Annotated in this window: 15 protein-coding genes; 11 read left to right on the top strand and 4 right to left on the bottom strand. The window is 72.4% G+C overall.

Going from position 1 to position 15,594, the window contains the following annotated elements; translation table 11 throughout:
• Window positions 1-409 precede the first annotated feature (409 nt).
• From ABZV42_RS23985 to ABZV42_RS24010, 6 genes are all read left to right on the top strand, one after another.
• Window positions 410-601, top strand: coding sequence for a hypothetical protein (locus ABZV42_RS23985; RefSeq protein ID WP_355984675.1), 192 nt, complete (start codon window positions 410-412; stop codon window positions 599-601).
• 158 nt (window positions 602-759) lie between these two features.
• Window positions 760-1,290 carry a MarR family transcriptional regulator gene (locus tag ABZV42_RS23990; protein WP_355984676.1) on the top strand — a complete coding sequence of 177 codons (531 nt, stop codon included), beginning with the start codon at window positions 760-762 and terminating at the stop codon, window positions 1,288-1,290.
• A gap of 2 nt (window positions 1,291-1,292) precedes the next feature.
• Entirely contained in the window at window positions 1,293-1,733 is a 441-nt protein-coding gene (locus ABZV42_RS23995) for a MarR family winged helix-turn-helix transcriptional regulator (protein ID WP_355984677.1), read from the top strand.
• A 142-nt stretch (window positions 1,734-1,875) separates the two neighbouring features.
• Window positions 1,876-2,223, top strand: coding sequence for a tetratricopeptide repeat protein (locus ABZV42_RS24000; RefSeq protein WP_355984679.1), 348 nt, complete (start codon window positions 1,876-1,878; stop codon window positions 2,221-2,223).
• A 343-nt stretch (window positions 2,224-2,566) separates the two neighbouring features.
• On the top strand, window positions 2,567-3,226 hold the full coding sequence (locus ABZV42_RS24005) for a peptide deformylase (RefSeq protein ID WP_355984680.1): 660 nt from the start codon (window positions 2,567-2,569) through the stop codon (window positions 3,224-3,226).
• Between the two features lie 349 nt (window positions 3,227-3,575).
• Complete coding sequence (locus ABZV42_RS24010; RefSeq protein ID WP_355984682.1) at window positions 3,576-5,162, top strand: ABC-F family ATP-binding cassette domain-containing protein; 1,587 nt, start codon at window positions 3,576-3,578, stop codon at window positions 5,160-5,162.
• 170 nt (window positions 5,163-5,332) lie between these two features.
• On the opposite strand, the gene ABZV42_RS24015 is transcribed toward ABZV42_RS24010, so the two are convergent.
• Entirely contained in the window at window positions 5,333-6,766 is a 1,434-nt protein-coding gene (locus ABZV42_RS24015; RefSeq protein WP_356053532.1) for an NAD(P)/FAD-dependent oxidoreductase, read from the bottom strand.
• A gap of 119 nt (window positions 6,767-6,885) precedes the next feature.
• On the opposite strand from ABZV42_RS24015, the gene trxA reads away from it, so the two are divergent.
• On the top strand, window positions 6,886-7,263 hold the full coding sequence (gene trxA, locus ABZV42_RS24020; protein ID WP_355984684.1) for a thioredoxin: 378 nt from the start codon (window positions 6,886-6,888) through the stop codon (window positions 7,261-7,263).
• Window positions 7,264-7,455: 192 nt separating this feature from the next.
• Here trxA and ABZV42_RS24025 read toward each other — a convergent pair whose 3' ends face one another.
• The 3 genes from ABZV42_RS24025 to ABZV42_RS24035 form a co-directional block, all read right to left on the bottom strand.
• Window positions 7,456-8,892 (bottom strand): benzaldehyde dehydrogenase, encoded by a 1,437-nt coding sequence (locus tag ABZV42_RS24025; RefSeq protein WP_356053533.1) that lies wholly within the window; start codon window positions 8,890-8,892, stop codon window positions 7,456-7,458.
• A gap of 17 nt (window positions 8,893-8,909) precedes the next feature.
• Window positions 8,910-10,121 (bottom strand): 4-hydroxybenzoate 3-monooxygenase, encoded by a 1,212-nt coding sequence (locus tag ABZV42_RS24030; RefSeq protein WP_356053535.1) that lies wholly within the window; start codon window positions 10,119-10,121, stop codon window positions 8,910-8,912.
• A gap of 106 nt (window positions 10,122-10,227) precedes the next feature.
• Window positions 10,228-11,262, bottom strand: coding sequence for a LacI family DNA-binding transcriptional regulator (locus ABZV42_RS24035; protein WP_356053537.1), 1,035 nt, complete (start codon window positions 11,260-11,262; stop codon window positions 10,228-10,230).
• A gap of 169 nt (window positions 11,263-11,431) precedes the next feature.
• On the opposite strand from ABZV42_RS24035, the gene ABZV42_RS24040 reads away from it, so the two are divergent.
• From ABZV42_RS24040 to ABZV42_RS24055, 4 genes are all read left to right on the top strand, one after another.
• Window positions 11,432-12,856 (top strand): amidase, encoded by a 1,425-nt coding sequence (locus tag ABZV42_RS24040; protein WP_355984688.1) that lies wholly within the window; start codon window positions 11,432-11,434, stop codon window positions 12,854-12,856.
• 20 nt (window positions 12,857-12,876) lie between these two features.
• Window positions 12,877-13,101, top strand: a complete 225-nt coding sequence (locus ABZV42_RS24045; RefSeq protein WP_355984689.1) for a hypothetical protein — start codon at window positions 12,877-12,879, stop codon at window positions 13,099-13,101.
• Between the two features lie 263 nt (window positions 13,102-13,364).
• Complete coding sequence (locus ABZV42_RS24050) at window positions 13,365-14,852, top strand: SPFH domain-containing protein (RefSeq protein ID WP_355984690.1); 1,488 nt, start codon at window positions 13,365-13,367, stop codon at window positions 14,850-14,852.
• Between the two features lie 227 nt (window positions 14,853-15,079).
• Window positions 15,080-15,535 (top strand): type II toxin-antitoxin system PemK/MazF family toxin, encoded by a 456-nt coding sequence (locus ABZV42_RS24055; protein WP_355984691.1) that lies wholly within the window; start codon window positions 15,080-15,082, stop codon window positions 15,533-15,535.
• Window positions 15,536-15,594 lie beyond the last annotated feature (59 nt).

Here is a 15,594-nt window from a genome sequence, read left to right on the forward strand (position 1 = left end):
CCACAACCTAGCCCCGCCGGACGCCTCTCGTCAGTCCATCGATCCGCACATTGGGGGGCACTTGACTCAGAACCGGCGCGGCGGCCCGGGACCCCGGGCCCCGGGCCCGTAGACCCGACACGCCTCGACACGCCTCGACCGGGGCCGTTCGAGGACGAAGCCGAGATCGAAGCCGAGACCGAGACCGGGACCGAAGCCGGGATCGAAGGCGAGACCAACGCCTCGGCCTGGAGTTTGTATGCCAAATGATCACTGAGCGGGGACGCGCCCTCGGTTCAATTGCCTTGCCGCTCCGAAGCCGACCAGTGATTCTGGGCCGGTGCCAGGACAGCGGAAGAGGAAGCGGCGACAGGACGCCGAGAGGCAACGGCTCGCTGCTCGTACCGCACCTGATGCGGGACGGTGGGAAGTGATCTTCGAGACTCGGGACCAGGCGGAGCTGCGCGCGTACCTGCGCAGCCTCCGGGAGGCGCGAATCGACCTGTCGATGATCCGGATCGACACCCTGTGCGGCCGCCTGGTCCAGCCGACCACCCACCGGCTGAGCCGGTTCGCGGCGGACCCGGCGTGCGAGTCCGGCAGCGAGCACTCTGATCATTGATCGTGCGGCAGGTCGAGGTGAGTCGGCCGCAAGCCGGGGGGAACGGACCGCCTCGATCAACTCCACGATCGACCGGGCACACCGGCATGCGGCAGGACCGAAGCCGAGCTTCGCGGAAATAGTAGCCATGGACATAATAGCCATGTACTGTTTCTTGCATGAGTTCAGCGAAGTCGGTTTCCGAGAACGCGACACCCGGATTCCTCGTCTGGCGCCTGTCGATGAAATGGCGCGTCGCGGTGGACCGGGCGGTGGGCCCGCTGGGCCTGACGCACGCGCAGTACTCGCTGATGGCGTCGCTGTACAGCATGCACAGGGCCGGAGAGCAGCCCAGTCAGCGCCGGCTCGCCGACCACACCGGACTCGAACCGCTCTACGTCTCGAAGCTGGCCCGTTCCCTGGAGGCGGCCGGACTTCTCGACCGCACCCGGGACCCGGCGGACCCCCGCGCGGTGCGGCTGTCCCTCACCGAGGACGGGCGCGCGGTCACCCTGCGCGCCATCACCGTGGTCCAGGGCCTGCTGGAGCAGCTTCTCGAACCGCTGGGCGGCCTCGGCGGCGAACGCACACGGGCGTTCAGTCGCGAACTGGCCACCCTGCTCGACGTACCGCTCGATCCGCGCACCGCAGCCGAGCCGCGTTCCGGCGAGGCTTCACCACCTTCCGAAGTGGTTTCACCCGAGGAGTAGTCATGACCACCTCTGTTCCGCCTGTCAACGGCCGGGCCATCGGGCTCGCCCACTACGCGAGCCGCGCCGCCCTGGAGCGGGTACTGGCCCGCAGCGGCACCACCTTCGAGCAGTCCGTGGCTCTGCGGGCCGTGTCCGACGACGGCGGGACCGCCGAGCGGGCGCGGGTCGTGGGCCGGCTGTCCGACGGACTGAAGATCGAGGAGTCGGCGGCCCGGCGGGCCGTCGAGGAGATGACGGCGCTGAAGCTCCTGGAGGAGCCGACGCCCCACCAGGTGTCCCTCACGGACGCCGGCCGTGAACTGTTCGAGTCGATCCGCACCGCGGGTGACGACATCGCGGCTCGGGTGTACGCGGGGATCCCGGCCGAGGACCTGGCCACCGCGGGGCGCGTGCTGGCCCTCGTGACGGAGCGCGCCAACGCGGAACTCGCGGGCGCGTAGCCGGCCGGAGGACCGCCGGGACCTCCAGAGCCGCACTCAGGCATCTCGGACACCTCGACCGCTCACAGCCGCGGAAGGTCGTGGAAGGTCGTGGAATATTCAACCAATCGTCGTGGTTCTGGCCCGTCGAAGGAGGTCGGCAGTGAACACGACGTACTACGACCACGGGACGGCCGCGGAGCGCTGGGAGCGGGCGCGGATGTTCTTCGAGGCCAAGGACTACTCGGCGGCGGCCCGCGTGCTGGGCGGACTGGTCGAGGAGGTGCCGGAGCAGACCGGGCCCCGGCTGCTGCTGGCACGCTCCTACTACCACTCGGCCCAACTGCGCCGCGCCGAGACGGAGTTGCGCACACTCGTGGAGCTCGACCCGGTCGAGCACTACGCCCGGCTGATGCTGGGCCGCACACTCCAGCGCCTCGGCCGCCCCGACGAGGCGGCGTCACACCTGCGGATCGCGTCGGCGCTCGGGGGCGAGTTCGAGGAAGCCTGACCTGAGCCGCCCCAGGTGAGTCCGGGGTCGGGCCCGATGATCCCGGGATCGACCCCGGCGGTCTCGGGATCGACCCCGGCTGTCTCGGGATCGCCCCGGGGGCAGGGTGTCCGCCACGGAGTCGAGGCGGATGCCCTGTTCGAGGACGCGGCGGTGTCCGCGATCCCTCCCCACGGGCCCGGTTCGACCCCTGACGCGACGTCCGCGGCGACGCCGGCGCGTCTGACGGGCGCAGCCCGGAGCCGACACGACGTCGCGCTGTGACCCGTGCCACACAGGGAAAGTCGCCGGACTCCGCCCGTGCCGCCTCGATCGCTTTGCGTCCTCTTGGCATCCTGGCTCGATGGCATCAGAACGTGACCGCAGCGGCCCGCGCATCACCCTGAGCGACATGGTCGAAGAACTCCTCGTCCACGAGGGTCCGTTGCCGATCGTCGCGGCCGGTGATCCCGTGCTGCGCCGGGGCACGGAGCCGTTCGACGGGCAGCTGGACGCGGTGCTGCTGGCCCGGTTCGTCGCCGCCCTGCGCGCCACGATGCACGCGGCACCGGGCGTCGGTCTCGCCGCGCCGCAGGTCGGGGTGCCGCTGCGCATCGCCGTCATCGAGGACCCGGCGCCGGTCTCGGACGAGGTACGCCTCGTACGCGGGCGGGTGCCGCAGCCCTTCCGTGTGCTGGTCAATCCGTCGTACGAGGGGATCGGTCCGGGGCGGGCGGCGTTCTTCGAGGGCTGCCTGAGCGTTCCGGGCTGGCAGGCCGTGGTGGCCCGGCACACCGACGTACGGCTGACGGCGCTCGACGAGCACGGGCAGGCGGTCGAGGAGGTCTTCAGCGGCTGGCCGGCGCGCATCGTCCAGCACGAGACGGACCACCTGGACGGCGTGCTCTACCTCGACCACGCGGAACTGCGCTCGCTGTCCTCGAACCAGGCGACAGCGGAACTGTGGTCCCAGCCGACGCCGGAGCAGGCGGCCAAGGTCCTGGGCTTCGACCTCCCGAGCTGACACCCGGCCTCGGCACCCGCGCACCCGCACCAGGCACCGGCACCGGCACCGGCACCCAGCCTCGGCACCCGGCACCTGCACCGACACCGCACCGGCACCCGCACCAGTCACCTGGCCTCGGAACCGGCGGCCGGCACGGCCGCCGACTCGGCACTCGACCCGGCACCCGGCCTGACGCCCGACCCGTCGAGCCTCCCCAGCCGGTCACTCCGGCCGGTAATTCCCGGGCGCCCCGCCCCCGCCTCCGTTAGCCTGCCGGTATGTCTACGCCCCGCGTCTCTTAGCTCCAGGACCCGCTTCCACGCCACACGTGTGTCCTCGAGCCGATTGACTTCTGGAGCGTTTTCCCATGATCACCGTTCGCGGTGTCGACGTGCGCGTCGGCGCCCGTCTGTTGCTGTCCGGCATCTCCTTCACCATCTCCCCCGGCGACCGCGTCGGCCTGGTCGGCCGCAACGGCGCGGGCAAGACCACCCTTCTGAGCACGCTCGCGGGGCTCCTGCGCCCCGCCGCCGGTTCCGTGTCCCGTACCGGAACGGTCGGTCACCTCGCCCAGGACCCGGCCGCGGCGGACCCCGCGGTCACGGTCACCGCCCGGATCCTGTCGGCCCGCGGCCTCGACCGTGCCGTACGGGCCCTGCGGGCGGCCGAGACCGCGATGGCCGACGGATCCGAACGTGCGATGAACGCCTACGCGCGTGCCGAGGCCGAGTTCCAGGCGCGCGGCGGGTACGCGGCCGAGGCCGAGGCGGCCCGGGTCGCAGCGGGTCTCGGTCTGCCGGCCCGGGTGCTGGACCAGCCGATCGGCACCCTGTCCGGCGGACAGCGGCGACGCGTCGAACTGGCCCGCATCCTGTTCGCGGACGACGGCGTCCTGCTCCTCGACGAGCCGACGAACCATCTGGACGCCGACTCGATCGCCTGGCTGCGCGGGTTCCTGGCAACCCGTCAGGCGGGGCTCGTCCTCATCAGCCACGACACCTCCCTGCTGGCCGACGTGGTCAACCGCGTCTTCCATCTGGACCCGCACCGCGCCACGCTCGACGTCCACAACACGGGCTGGGCCGCCTACCTCGCCCAGCGCGACGCCGACGAGCGACGGCGGGCCCGGGAGCGGGCGAACGCCGAGCGGAAGGCGGCATCGCTGCACGCTCAGGCCGACAGGATGCGCTCGCACGTGGCCACGGCCGTGGCCGCCAGGAACATGGACCGCCGCGCCGACCGTCTGCTCGCCGGTCTCGATCCGGTCCGGAAGACGGACAAGGTGGCCCGGATCCGGCTGCCCGAACCGGCCCCGTGCGGACGGATGCCGCTCGGCGCGGTGGCGCTGGCCAAGTCGTACGGCGATCTGCGCGTCCTCGGGGGCGTCGACCTCGCCGTCGACCGGGGCAGCCGTCTGGTGATCCTCGGCCCGAACGGCTCGGGCAAGACCACGCTGCTGCGGCTGCTCGCCGGTCACGACGAGCCGGACGGTGGGCGCGTGGTGCGCGGGCACGGGCTGCGCGTCGGCTACTTCGCGCAGGAACACGACACGCTCGACCCCGCCGGAACGGTCCGCGACCATCTGGCCGCGGCCGCGCCGCATCTCGGCGACGGCGAGGTGCGGGGGGTGCTCGGCTCGTTCCTCTTCACGGGCGACGACGCCGACAAGCGGGTCGGGGTCCTCTCCGGGGGCGAGAAGACCAGGCTGGCCCTGGCGGGTCTCGTCCACTCGGGCGCGAACGTGCTCCTCCTGGACGAGCCCACCAACAACCTGGATCCGGCCTCCCGCGCCGAGGTCCTGGCGGCGGTGGCCACGTATCCGGGCGCACTGGTCATGGTCACCCACGACGCGGGAGCCATCGACGCCCTGCGTCCCGACCGGGTGCTGCTGCTCCCGGACGCCGACGAGGATCTTTGGAGCGAGGAGTACCGGGAGCTGGTGTCACTGTACTGACAGCGGGGAGTACGGCGGCACACCGGGCGGCGCGCGAAGCGGCGCGACGCCCGGTGCTCCTCCCCGATCAGCCCGACCCTCGTCGCCCGGTCCTCGTCACCCGGTCCTCGTCGCCCGGCGCGCGTCCCCGGGCAGTCGGCCCTCGTCGCCCTCGGTGTGCCGCCCCCGGCTCACGCGTCCCGGTACGCCTCCAGGAGCCTCAGCCACACCTCGCTGACCGTCGGGTAGGACGGGACCGCGTGCCACAGGCGGTCGACGGGCACCTGGCCGACTACGGCGACGGTCGCGGAGTGGATCAGTTCGCCGACGCCGGGCCCGACCATGGTGAGGCCGAGGACGATCTCGCGGTCGAGGTCGACGACCATGCGGGCCTTGCCCCGGTAGCCGTCCGCGTACAGACCCGCGCCGGCCACCGAGGCCATGTCGACGTCCACGGACCGGACCCGGTGACCGGCCTGCTCGGCCTCCGCGAGGGAGAGGCCCACGGCCGCCGCCTCCGGGTCGGTGAAGACGCACTGCGGTACGGCCGCGTGGTCGGCGGTCGCGGAGTGCGCGCCCCAGGCGTCCGTCTCCAGCAGCGGTACTCCCGCGGCACGGGCGGCGATGGCGGCACCGGCGATCCGGGCCTGGTACTTGCCCTGGTGGGTGAGCAGCGCGCGGTGGTTGACGTCGCCGACCGCGTACAGCCATTCGCTGCCGATGACCCGAAGACTGTCGTCGACCTCGATCCACTTGCCCGGCTCCAGGCCGACCGTCTCCAGGCCTAGGTCATCCGTTCGAGGCGCGCGGCCGGTCGCGAACAGGATCTCGTCGGCCTCGACGCGGTCACCGGTGTCCGTGAGGGCCACCACCGTGGAGCCCTCGCGCGAGACGGCGGTCACCGAGGTGCCGGTGCGCACGTCCGCGCCCGCCTCGGTCAGCGCCTCGGCGACCAGCTCCCCGGCGAAGGGCTCCATACGGGGCAGCAGGCCCTTGCCGCGGACCAGGAGGGTGACCTGCGAGCCGAGCGCCTGCCAGGCCGTGGCCATCTCGGCGGCGACGACACCACCGCCCACCACGATCAGCCGTCCGGGCACGGCGTGGGCGCTGGTTGCCTCGCGGCTCGTCCAGGGCTTGACCTGGGCGAGGCCGGGCAGGTCGGGGAGCTGGGCGCGGGTGCCGGTGCAGACGGCCACCGCTCGCCGGGCGGTCAGCACACGGCGCTCTCCGTCGGGCCCGTCGACCGTCACGGTGCGCGGTCCGGCGAGCCGGCCGTGTCCGCGGTAGAAGTCGGCTCCGATGCCGTCCAGCCAGGCGAGCTGGCCGTCGTCCTTCCAGTTCGAGGTGAAGTAGTCGCGGCGCGCGAGCACCGCGGAGGCGTCGAGTGGGCCTTGTACGGCGGCGGCGAGGCCGGGTACGCGGCGGGCGTCGGCGCGGGCGATCACCGGGCGGAGGAGGGCCTTGCTGGGCATGCACGCCCAGTACGAGCACTCGCCGCCGGCCAGTTCGCTCTCCACGACCGCGGTGGAGAGGCCGGCGGCGCGAGCACGGTCGGCGACGTTCTCCCCCACGGGTCCGGCACCGAGCACCACGACGTCGTAGGCGATGGATTCCGTTTCCGTCATGGGGCCAGTCTGGTTGCTGGTGTGCGCCGTGGCCACACGGGTACGGGCCCGGAATAGGCCCCCGGTGGGAGGCGTTGTGCTGACCGGCATGACCCGGACGCGAGGAAGAGGGAAATGGAATGAGCAGCACCGTTGAGCTCACCAAGGAGAACTTCGACCAGACGGTCACGGACAACGAGTTCGTCCTGATCGACTTCTGGGCGTCCTGGTGCGGGCCGTGCCGTCAGTTCGCCCCGGTCTACGAGAAGGCCGCCGAGGCCAACCCGGACCTGGTCTTCGCCAAGGTGGACACGGAGGCCCAGCCGGAGCTGGCTGCGGCCTTCGACATCCAGTCGATCCCGACCCTGATGATCGTCCGCGACCAGGTCGCGATCTTCGCCCAGCCCGGCTCGCTGCCCGCGGCCGCCCTGGACGACGTCATCGGGCAGGCCCGGAAACTGGACATGGAAGAGGTGCGCAAGTCCGTCGCGGCTCAGCAGGCCAAGAACGCCGAATAGGCCACGAACGCCGGACAGGCTGGGCGCCCCGGCTCCAGTGCCTGTCTGACAATTCCCGTCCGCCCGGCCCTGGGCCGGCTGCACCGGGCAGGCTATGGACAGCGGGTGGTTCGGGGGTCCAGGTGCGGTGCACCCGAACCTGGACCCCCGAACCTACCTGGACCCCCGGCTTCGGCCCCGGCCCCCGAGGTTCTAGAAGGGGTAGCCCGCCACATCCCCGCGCACCGTCGTCCACCGCAGGTCGGTGAAGGCGTCCAGATTGGCCTCGCCGCCGAAGCGGGCGCCGGTGCCGGAGGCGGCGGTACCGCCGAAGGGGGCGACGGCCTCGTCGTTGACCGTCTGGTCGTTGATGTGCACGATTCCGGTCGGGATGCGTTCGGCGAGTGCGAGGCCGCGTGCGGTGTCCCTGGTGACGATGCCCAGGGAGAGGCCGTACGGTCCCGTCGCGGCCAGGGCCGCCGCCTCGTCGAGGGTGCCGAAGGAGCGGACCGGCGCGACCGGGCCGAAGACCTCCTGCGCGTACGCCGGCGTCGTGTCGTCGACGCCGGCCAGCACGGTCGGCCGGTAGAAGAGCCTCTCGTGCGTGCCGCCCGCCGCCAGCTTCGCGCCGTTCGCCGTGCTGGACTCGACCAGCCCCCGGATCTTGGCGAGTTGGGCGTCGTCGATGATGGGGCCCAGGTGCACCTGTTCGCGGTGCGGGTCGCCGACGGCCAGCGAGTCGGCCTTGGCGGCGAGCCGCTCGACGTACTCCTCGTACAGCGAGGCGTGGACCAGATGACGGCCGGTCGTCATGCAGATCTGGCCCTGGTGGAAGAACGAGCCCCAGGCCGCCGTGGAGATCACCGCGTCGAGATCGGCGTCCTCGAGGACGACAAGGGCGGAGTTTCCGCCCAACTCCAGGTGCGCGCGCTTGAGATGGCGGCCGGCCGCCTCACCCACCGCACGCCCCGCGGCGGTCGAGCCGGTGAAGGAGACGACCGGAACCAGCGGGTCGGCGACCAGGGCCTGGCCGGCCTCGGGTCCGCCGGGTACGACCTGGAGCAGCCCCTCCGGCAGGCCCGCCTCGGCGAAGACGGCTTCGAGCGCGAGGCCGCCGCACACGGCGGTGCGCGGATCCGGCTTCAGCACGACGCCGTTGCCGAGGGCGAGCGCCGGGGCGACCGAGCGGATCGAGAGGATCAGCGGCGCGTTGAAGGGCGCGATCACGCCCACGACGTCGACCGGGACGCGGCGCGTGTACGACAGACGCGGCGCCTCCGACGGCAGGACCTGGCCGGTCGGGCGGGAGGCGAGGGCGGCCGCCTCGTAGCACTCCTGCGCGGCGACGTGCAGCTCGAAGTCGGCCTTGCCCGGGATGGAGCCGGACTCCCGCACGATCCAGTCGCGCAGTTCGTCGGCGTGCGCGGCGAAGAGGTCGCCCGCCCGGCGCAGTACGGCGGCGCGGACGAAGTGCGGGGCCCTGGCCCACTCGCTCTGGGCGGCGCGGGCGGTCCGCGCGGCCGTCGCGACGTCCTCGGCGGCGGCGAGGGTGAGGGTGCCGAGGCCCTCGCCGGTGGCGGGTTCGGTGACGGTGTACTCGTCGCCCCGGAGCGGGCGGGACTGCCAGGTCGTGGGGTCGAGCAACGGCATGTCGGCTCTCCGATCGTTCACTGATCACCGGCGGGACCCGTCGGGCCCTGCGGTTCGGGCAGCGGAAGTCCCGTGTAGTTCGCGGCCAGTTCGGCGGCGGCGGGACGGGACACGGTGATCCGGCGCAGTCGCGCGAGTTGCATCCGGTTCTCGAAGGCGTCCCCATCTGGTTGAGCGTGCAACATTCTAGTCATGTCGTACGAGAAGCGTGTGGCCTGCCAGACACGTTGAAGGGCCAACTCCGAGTAACTGTCGAGCAGTTCGGTTGACCCGGAGTGGTGCAGCTCGGCGAAGCCGCGCGCCAGGAGCCGTACGTCGGACACCGCGAGGTTGAGGCCCTTGGCGCCGGTGGGCGGCACGATGTGGGCGGCGTCCCCGGCCAGGAACAGCCGCCCGTGGCGCATTGGCTCGTGCACCCAACTACGCATGGGAGTGACCGACTTGGCCGTGACCGGCCCGCGTTCCAGCCGCCAGTCCCCGTCGATCGCGAAACGCGCGGCCAGTTCGTCCCAGACCCGCCCGTCGGGCCAGTCGGCGGGATCGGTGCCGTTCGGGACCTGGAGGTAGAGCCGGGACACCGACGGGGAGCGCATGCTGTGCAGGGCGAAGCCGCGAGTACCCCGGGCATAGATCAACTCCTCGCAGGAGGGCGGCACATCGGCGAGTACGCCGAGCCAGGAATACGGGTAGTCGTGGGCGAACGAGCGGCCCGACCCGGCCGGGAACGCGGAGCGCGCGACACCGTGACCGCCGTCGCAGCCCACCACCCAGTCGCAGGCCAGCGTGCGCTCGCGCCCCGCGTGCAGGAACCGTACGACGGGCGAGGTGCTCTCCGGCTTCTCCACGCCGAGCGCCTCGGCCTCGAACAACAGAGGTGGCTCGCCGGCGAGTTGGAGGGCGACCAGATCCTTCACGATCTCCGTCTGGGCGTAGATCGTGACGGTCCGGCCGCCGGTGAGTCCGGGGAAGTCGATGTGATGGCGCTCCCCCTCGAAGCGCAGCTCGATCCCCTGGTGGACCAGGCCCTCGGCGTCCAGCCGCCCGCCCGCTCCGCACGCGCGCAGGACGTCGACCGTGCCCTGCTCCAGCATGCCGGCCCGCTGGCGCCGCTCGACGTACGCGCGCGTCCTGCTCTCGAGGACCACACAGTCGATGCCCGTCCGGTGCAGCAGCCGGGCCAGCAGAAGCCCCGCCGGGCCTCCGCCGATGATGCCGACCGTGGTCCGCATGACGCGCCTCCGCTGTCCGATGCCGCCGGGGCCGGGCTCCGGCACGGGGACCGGTCCGGCCGCGCACGGACCGGGCGAACCTTGCCCCCTGCGGCACCAGCCTCTCTCAGCTCGACGCGCGGTGCACGACTCGTGCGCCCAGCACCTCGTGCGTCTCGGGCTCGGCACCCGGCTCACGGACCGCCCGGTCCACCAGTTCCGCGAGGTCGCGGCCGGAGGGCAGGTCCAGGCGCACGGTGCTGAGCCGGGGTCTCAGCAGCCGGCCGAGCATGAGGTCGTCGGCGCCGACGACGGCGGTCTCGTCCGGCACGGCGACACCTTCGTCCTGAAGGGCGCGCATGAGGAGCATCGCGTACTCGTCGTTGTACCCGAAGACGGCGTCGAGGCCGAGGGAGCGCCAGCGCGCGGCGAGCCGGGCGGCGGCCTCCTCCTCGTACGCCAGCGGCAGTTCCGTCACCGTCGCGTCCGTGTCGCTCAAGGCCTGCCGTACGCCGTCGAGGCGGGGCCTGGAGAAGATCTCCAGGCCGCTCTCCTCGGGCATGACCACACCGACGCTGCGGCGGCCCGCGGACAGCAGATGGGCACCCGCGCAGCGGCCGACCCGGTCGTGGTTCATGAGCAGCGCGTGGGCGCCCTCGACCCGTTCGGGGCCCAGGGTGAACACGGCGCGGGCGCCGGCCCGCTTGAGCACCGCCACCCCCTGGGGTCCGAGGCCGCTGCCGGGCACCAGGACGGCGACGGGGCGCAGCTCGGCCCAGGCGCGGGCGGCCTCGTCGCCGTGCAGACCGACGCTGCCGTGCTGCACGACGGTGTAGTCGAGCCGCCCGAGCTCCGACTGGAGTTCGGCGAAGAACTGGTGGTAGAGCGGACCCACGGGGATCGTCGGGGCGGGCATCAGGACCATGCGGCTGTGCCCGGCGCGCAGACTGCGGGCGGCCGCGTGCGGAACGTACCCGAGTTCCTCTGCGGCCTCACGGACCCGGCGCCGGGTGGGTTCGCTGATCCGGACGGCGCTGGTGTTGTTCAGGACGTACGAGACGGTCGCGCGCGAGACACCCGCGAGGCGTGCCACGTCGGCACTGGTCGGTACGGGTCGACGTGCGGGCGCCGGCTGGGCGGACTGGTTCGGTATCTGCACCATGACGCCAGGCATCCTCGCAGAGGGCCCCGGCACCGCCGTGCGCCGGGGCACCCGATCGGCGTTCGATTTCACGGAACTCCGGCTTCCGCAAAGAGGGTTGCGGTCCCCTTACCGCAGCGCCGCCCCACAGGTTACCGTTCGGTAAACGACCGTATCGGAGGTGACCCGGATGGCTCCCGACCGTGCCCCAGGACTGACGGAGAGCACGCGTGCGCTGGCCGCGGGCGAGGTGAGTTCGCGCGAGCTGGTCGAGCGGGCGCTCGCCCGGATCGAGGCGGCCCGGCCCACGGTGAACGCCTTCCGGCTGGTGCGCGCGGAGGCCGCCCTCGCGGAGGCGGACGCGGCGGACAAGGAGCTGGCGGCGGGCGGGCGGCGACCCCTGCTCGGGGTGCCGGTCGCGGTCAAGGACGACATGGACGTGGCGGGCGAACCCACCGCGTTCGGCTGCCGGGGTGACTTTCCCCCGGTGGCCGAGGACGGCGAGGCGGTACGACGACTGCGCGCGGCCGGGGCCGTCGTGGTCGGCAAGACCAATGCCTGCGAGCTGGGCCAGTGGCCGTTCACCGAGGGCCCGGCCTTCGGCGAGACCCGCAATCCCTGGCATCACGGGCACACGCCGGGCGGTTCCTCCGGGGGCTCCGCGGCCGCCGTGGCGGCGGGCCTGGTACCCGCGGCACTGGGCTCGGACGGGGCGGGCTCCGTACGCATCCCGGCCGCCTGGACCCATCTCGTCGGCATCAAGCCGCAGCGCGGCCGCATCTCCACCTGGCCGCTCCCGGAGTCCTTCCAGGGCATCACGGTCAACGGCACGCTCGCCCGCACGGTCGCCGACGCGGCCCTGCTGCTGGACGCGGTGAGCGGCAGCCACGAAGGCGATCTGCACCGGCCCGCCGCGCTGCGCGTCCACGACGCCGTGGGCCGCGATCCGGGCCGGCTGCGCATCGCTCTGTCGCTGAAACCGCCCTTCACCGCGCTGCCCGCGCGACTGGACCCCGCCGTACGGGCGAAGGTCCTCGCGCTCGCGGAGCGGCTCGCCGCGCTCGGGCACACGGTCGAGGAGGCCGAGCCGCGCTACGGGCCGATCGGGCTCACGTTCGTCCCACGGGCCACGGCGGGCATCGCCGAACGCGTGCGCACCTCGCCGTTCCCCGAGCTCCTGGACCGGCGCACCCACGACGCGGCGCGCCTCGGCCGGCTGCTGGGCGGTGCTCCGCTGCGGGCGGCCCGCCGTGCGGAGGTGCGGCTTCAACGGCGCGTCGGCGCGCTCTTCGGCACGTACGACGTGCTGCTCGCGCCGACGACCGCCGCTCCCCCGCCGCGGATCGGCTCGATGCTCGGCCTGAGCGGTCTCGGCACCGACCGGGCCATGATCGCGGCCTGCCCGTACGCCTGGCCGTGGAACATCCTCGGCTGGCCGGGCGTCAACGTCCCCGCGGGCTTCGTCGGCGAAGGACTGCCGGTGGGCGCGCAGTTGCTCGGCCCGGCGGACAGCGAGCCGCTGCTGGTGTCGCTGGCCGCGCAGCTGGAGGCGGACCGGCGCTGGCACGAACTGTGGCCTCCGCACGAAGCCGTCGCGAACTCCACGGCCGTGTAGGCGAGTTCCGGCCTTACGCTGTGACCATGGACGATGCCTCGATGGTCGGTTTGATGGGACGGGTCACCGGCACGGTCGGACCCGGGCTCGTCGGTGAGGTGATGGTCCGGGTGCGCGGCGGCGCCGAGCACTTCCTCGCATATCCGGCCGCGCCGCGGGACCGCATCGAGCGGGGCACGGTGGTGATGGTGGTGGAGTACCTGCCCCCGCGCACGGTCTACGTCTCGGCCGCGTACGACAGCTGACTACCGCTCCGGACAACCGACTCCCGCCCCCGCCCCCGCTCCCGCTCCCCACAGCCGAATCCCGCTCCCCCACGGCTCCGGCCGCCCCACGCCGAAACCGACGAACTCGCTCAGTTCATATGACAGTTGAGCTGCGCTTGTCCCAGGTGAGAGCCGTATGCGTCAAGAACGCAACAAGGAATCGCCGAGCCCTGTACCACGGTGTCGGCGAGGAGCACACTCCCTTCGTTCGGTGCCGATAGGGCACCATCAAAAGGGGGCGTATGCCGATGGTTGTCGGCGTCGTTGCGGGGACGGTTGTCCTCGCGCTGATCTTCATCGTTGTGGTCTTCAAGCTCATGTGGCGTGTCGCGGAGCCCAACGAAGCGTTGGTCATCTCCGGTTCGAAGCATCGGACCGAGGGTCTCGAAGAAGGCATGGGTTTCCGCATCGTGACGGGGCGCGGCACGCTGGTAGTCCCCGGCGTGCAGGCGGTGCGGAAGATCTCGCTCGACCTGAACGAGACCGAGCTGCACGTGGACTGCGTGACCACCCAGGGCATTCCGCTCAAGGTGCGGGGCGTGGTCATCTTCAAGGTGGGCGACGACTTCGTGTCGATCGCCAACGCGAGCCGTCGCTTCCTCGATCAGCAGAAGATGATGGCGGAGCGGGTCCACAACGTGTTCGCCGGTCATCTGCGGTCCATCGTCGGCGGGTTGACCGTCGAGGACATGATCCGCGACCGGGAGAAGCTGACCGGCCAGACCCGTGCCGCGTGCGGTACGGAGATGGAGAAGCTCGGTCTGATCGTCGACTCGCTCCAGATCCACGAGATCGAGGACCCGACCGGGTACATCAGGAACCTGGCCATGCCGCACGCCGCCGCCGTGCAGCGTGACGCGCGTATCGCGCAGGCCGAGGCGAACCGACTGGCCACCGAGGCGGAGCAGAAGGCCGCGGCGCGGATGTCGGAGGCGACCCGGGACAGCGAGATCCAGCAGGCCGGTTACCAGGCCGAGCGGGACAAGGCGGCGGCGACGGCCCAGATGGCCGGACCGCTCGCGGCGGCCGCCGCTCAGCAGGATGTCGTCGTCCAGGAGACGCGGGTCGCCGAGCTCGAGGCGCACCGTCGCGAGCAGCAGCTCCAGGCGGACGTCCGCAAGCCCGCGGACGCCCACGCGTACGAGATCCGGGCACGGGCCGAGGCCGAGCGCGACGCGCGGATCTCGGCGGCGCAGGCCAAGGCCAAGGAGACCGAACTGGCCGCCGTGGCGGAGGCGACGCGGGTCAAGACGGCCGCGAACGCCGAGGCCGAGGCGACCAAGGCACGGGGTGCGGCCGCCGCCACGGCGACCCGCGCGACCGGCGAGGCAGAGGCCGCCGCGGCCCAGGCCAAGGGTCTCGCGGCAGCAGAGGCCACCCGGGCCCAGGGTCTCGCGGAGGCGGAGACCATCCAGGCCCGGGCCGCCGCGCTGGCCGAGAACCAGGAGGCCGTCGTCGCCCAGCAACTCGCCGAGAACTGGCCGGAGATCGTCCAGGCGGGCGCGAGCGCGTTCGGCAACGTGGATCACATGGTGCTGCTCAACGGGGCGGACGGTATGGCGGACATGTTCGCCAAGGCCCTGACCATGGGCGGCACCGGCCTGGGGCTGGCACGCCAGTTGCTCGCCTCGATGAACCCGGAGGGGGGCCCGGCCAAGAACCCGAAGGCGGAACTCAACGGGTTCACGGCACCGGTCAGCGAGAAGGTGCCCGTGGAGAAGGAGGGATGAGGCCGGCGCGCTGAGGCGCACGTGCACCAGCGGTTCTGAACAGTAGGGCGCGGGCGTACGGGAGTTGGGTCACAGCTCCCGTACGCCCGGCGCCGTTCCACCGGCCCGGGTGGTGCCGTACGACGGGCGCAGCAGGGAAGTCGGACCGGGTCCCGGGTCCGTGCCGAGCTCTCCGGTCACCGGCCCCGCCCGCCGTGACCTCGGACGCAGGCTCTACCGTGGCCCGCGTGAACGCGTTTACGGATGAGACCGAAGAAGACGTCCCCGGCCGCTACGGCCCCTCCGCGACCACCGAGGCCGAGCCCCGTGAGGTCGGCCCCGTGAGGACCGAGTACTCCCCCGCGCACGACGGCGACCCCGATCCCGGTGAGATCGTCTGGACGTGGGTGCCCTTCGAGGAGAACGACGGCCGGGGCAAGGACCGCCCGGTCATGGTCGTGGCCCGGGAGGCCGCGGGCACCCTGCTCGCCGTCCAGCTCTCCAGCAAGCGGCACGACGGCGACCGCGAGTGGGTGGCCATCGGCAGCGGACCGTGGGACCGGACCGGACGCGACTCCTGGGTGAACCTGGACCGCGTGCTGCGGCTGCACGAGGAGGGCATGCGGCGGGAGGCGTGCGCGATGGACCGGATGCGGTTCAACTCCGTGGTGCACCGGCTGCGGGAGCTGTACGGCTGGCGCTGAGCGCCCTTCGGCGACGGCCGCGTGGGGGCTGGTACCGGGCATGGGGCCCGCCGCGGGGC

The sequence above is a fragment of the Streptomyces sp. NPDC005281 genome, from assembly GCF_040607495.1.
Classification (GTDB): domain Bacteria; phylum Actinomycetota; class Actinomycetes; order Streptomycetales; family Streptomycetaceae; genus Streptomyces.

What these genes read in the sequence shown, in the direction of transcription:
- ABZV42_RS23990 (WP_355984676.1), top strand. Translation starts at nt 760, where the DNA reads ATGAGTTCAGCGAAGTCGGTTTCCGAGAACGCGACACCCGGATTCCTC.
- ABZV42_RS23995 (WP_355984677.1), top strand. Translation starts at nt 1,293, where the DNA reads ATGACCACCTCTGTTCCGCCTGTCAACGGCCGGGCCATCGGGCTCGCC.
- ABZV42_RS24005 (WP_355984680.1), top strand. Translation starts at nt 2,567, where the DNA reads ATGGCATCAGAACGTGACCGCAGCGGCCCGCGCATCACCCTGAGCGAC.
- ABZV42_RS24010 (WP_355984682.1), top strand. Translation starts at nt 3,576, where the DNA reads ATGATCACCGTTCGCGGTGTCGACGTGCGCGTCGGCGCCCGTCTGTTG.
- ABZV42_RS24015 (WP_356053532.1), bottom strand. Translation starts at nt 6,766, where the DNA reads ATGACGGAAACGGAATCCATCGCCTACGACGTCGTGGTGCTCGGTGCC.
- trxA (WP_355984684.1), top strand. Translation starts at nt 6,886, where the DNA reads ATGAGCAGCACCGTTGAGCTCACCAAGGAGAACTTCGACCAGACGGTC.
- ABZV42_RS24025 (WP_356053533.1), bottom strand. Translation starts at nt 8,892, where the DNA reads ATGCCGTTGCTCGACCCCACGACCTGGCAGTCCCGCCCGCTCCGGGGC.
- ABZV42_RS24030 (WP_356053535.1), bottom strand. Translation starts at nt 10,121, where the DNA reads ATGCGGACCACGGTCGGCATCATCGGCGGAGGCCCGGCGGGGCTTCTG.
- ABZV42_RS24035 (WP_356053537.1), bottom strand. Translation starts at nt 11,262, where the DNA reads ATGGTGCAGATACCGAACCAGTCCGCCCAGCCGGCGCCCGCACGTCGA.
- ABZV42_RS24040 (WP_355984688.1), top strand. Translation starts at nt 11,432, where the DNA reads ATGGCTCCCGACCGTGCCCCAGGACTGACGGAGAGCACGCGTGCGCTG.
- ABZV42_RS24050 (WP_355984690.1), top strand. Translation starts at nt 13,365, where the DNA reads ATGCCGATGGTTGTCGGCGTCGTTGCGGGGACGGTTGTCCTCGCGCTG.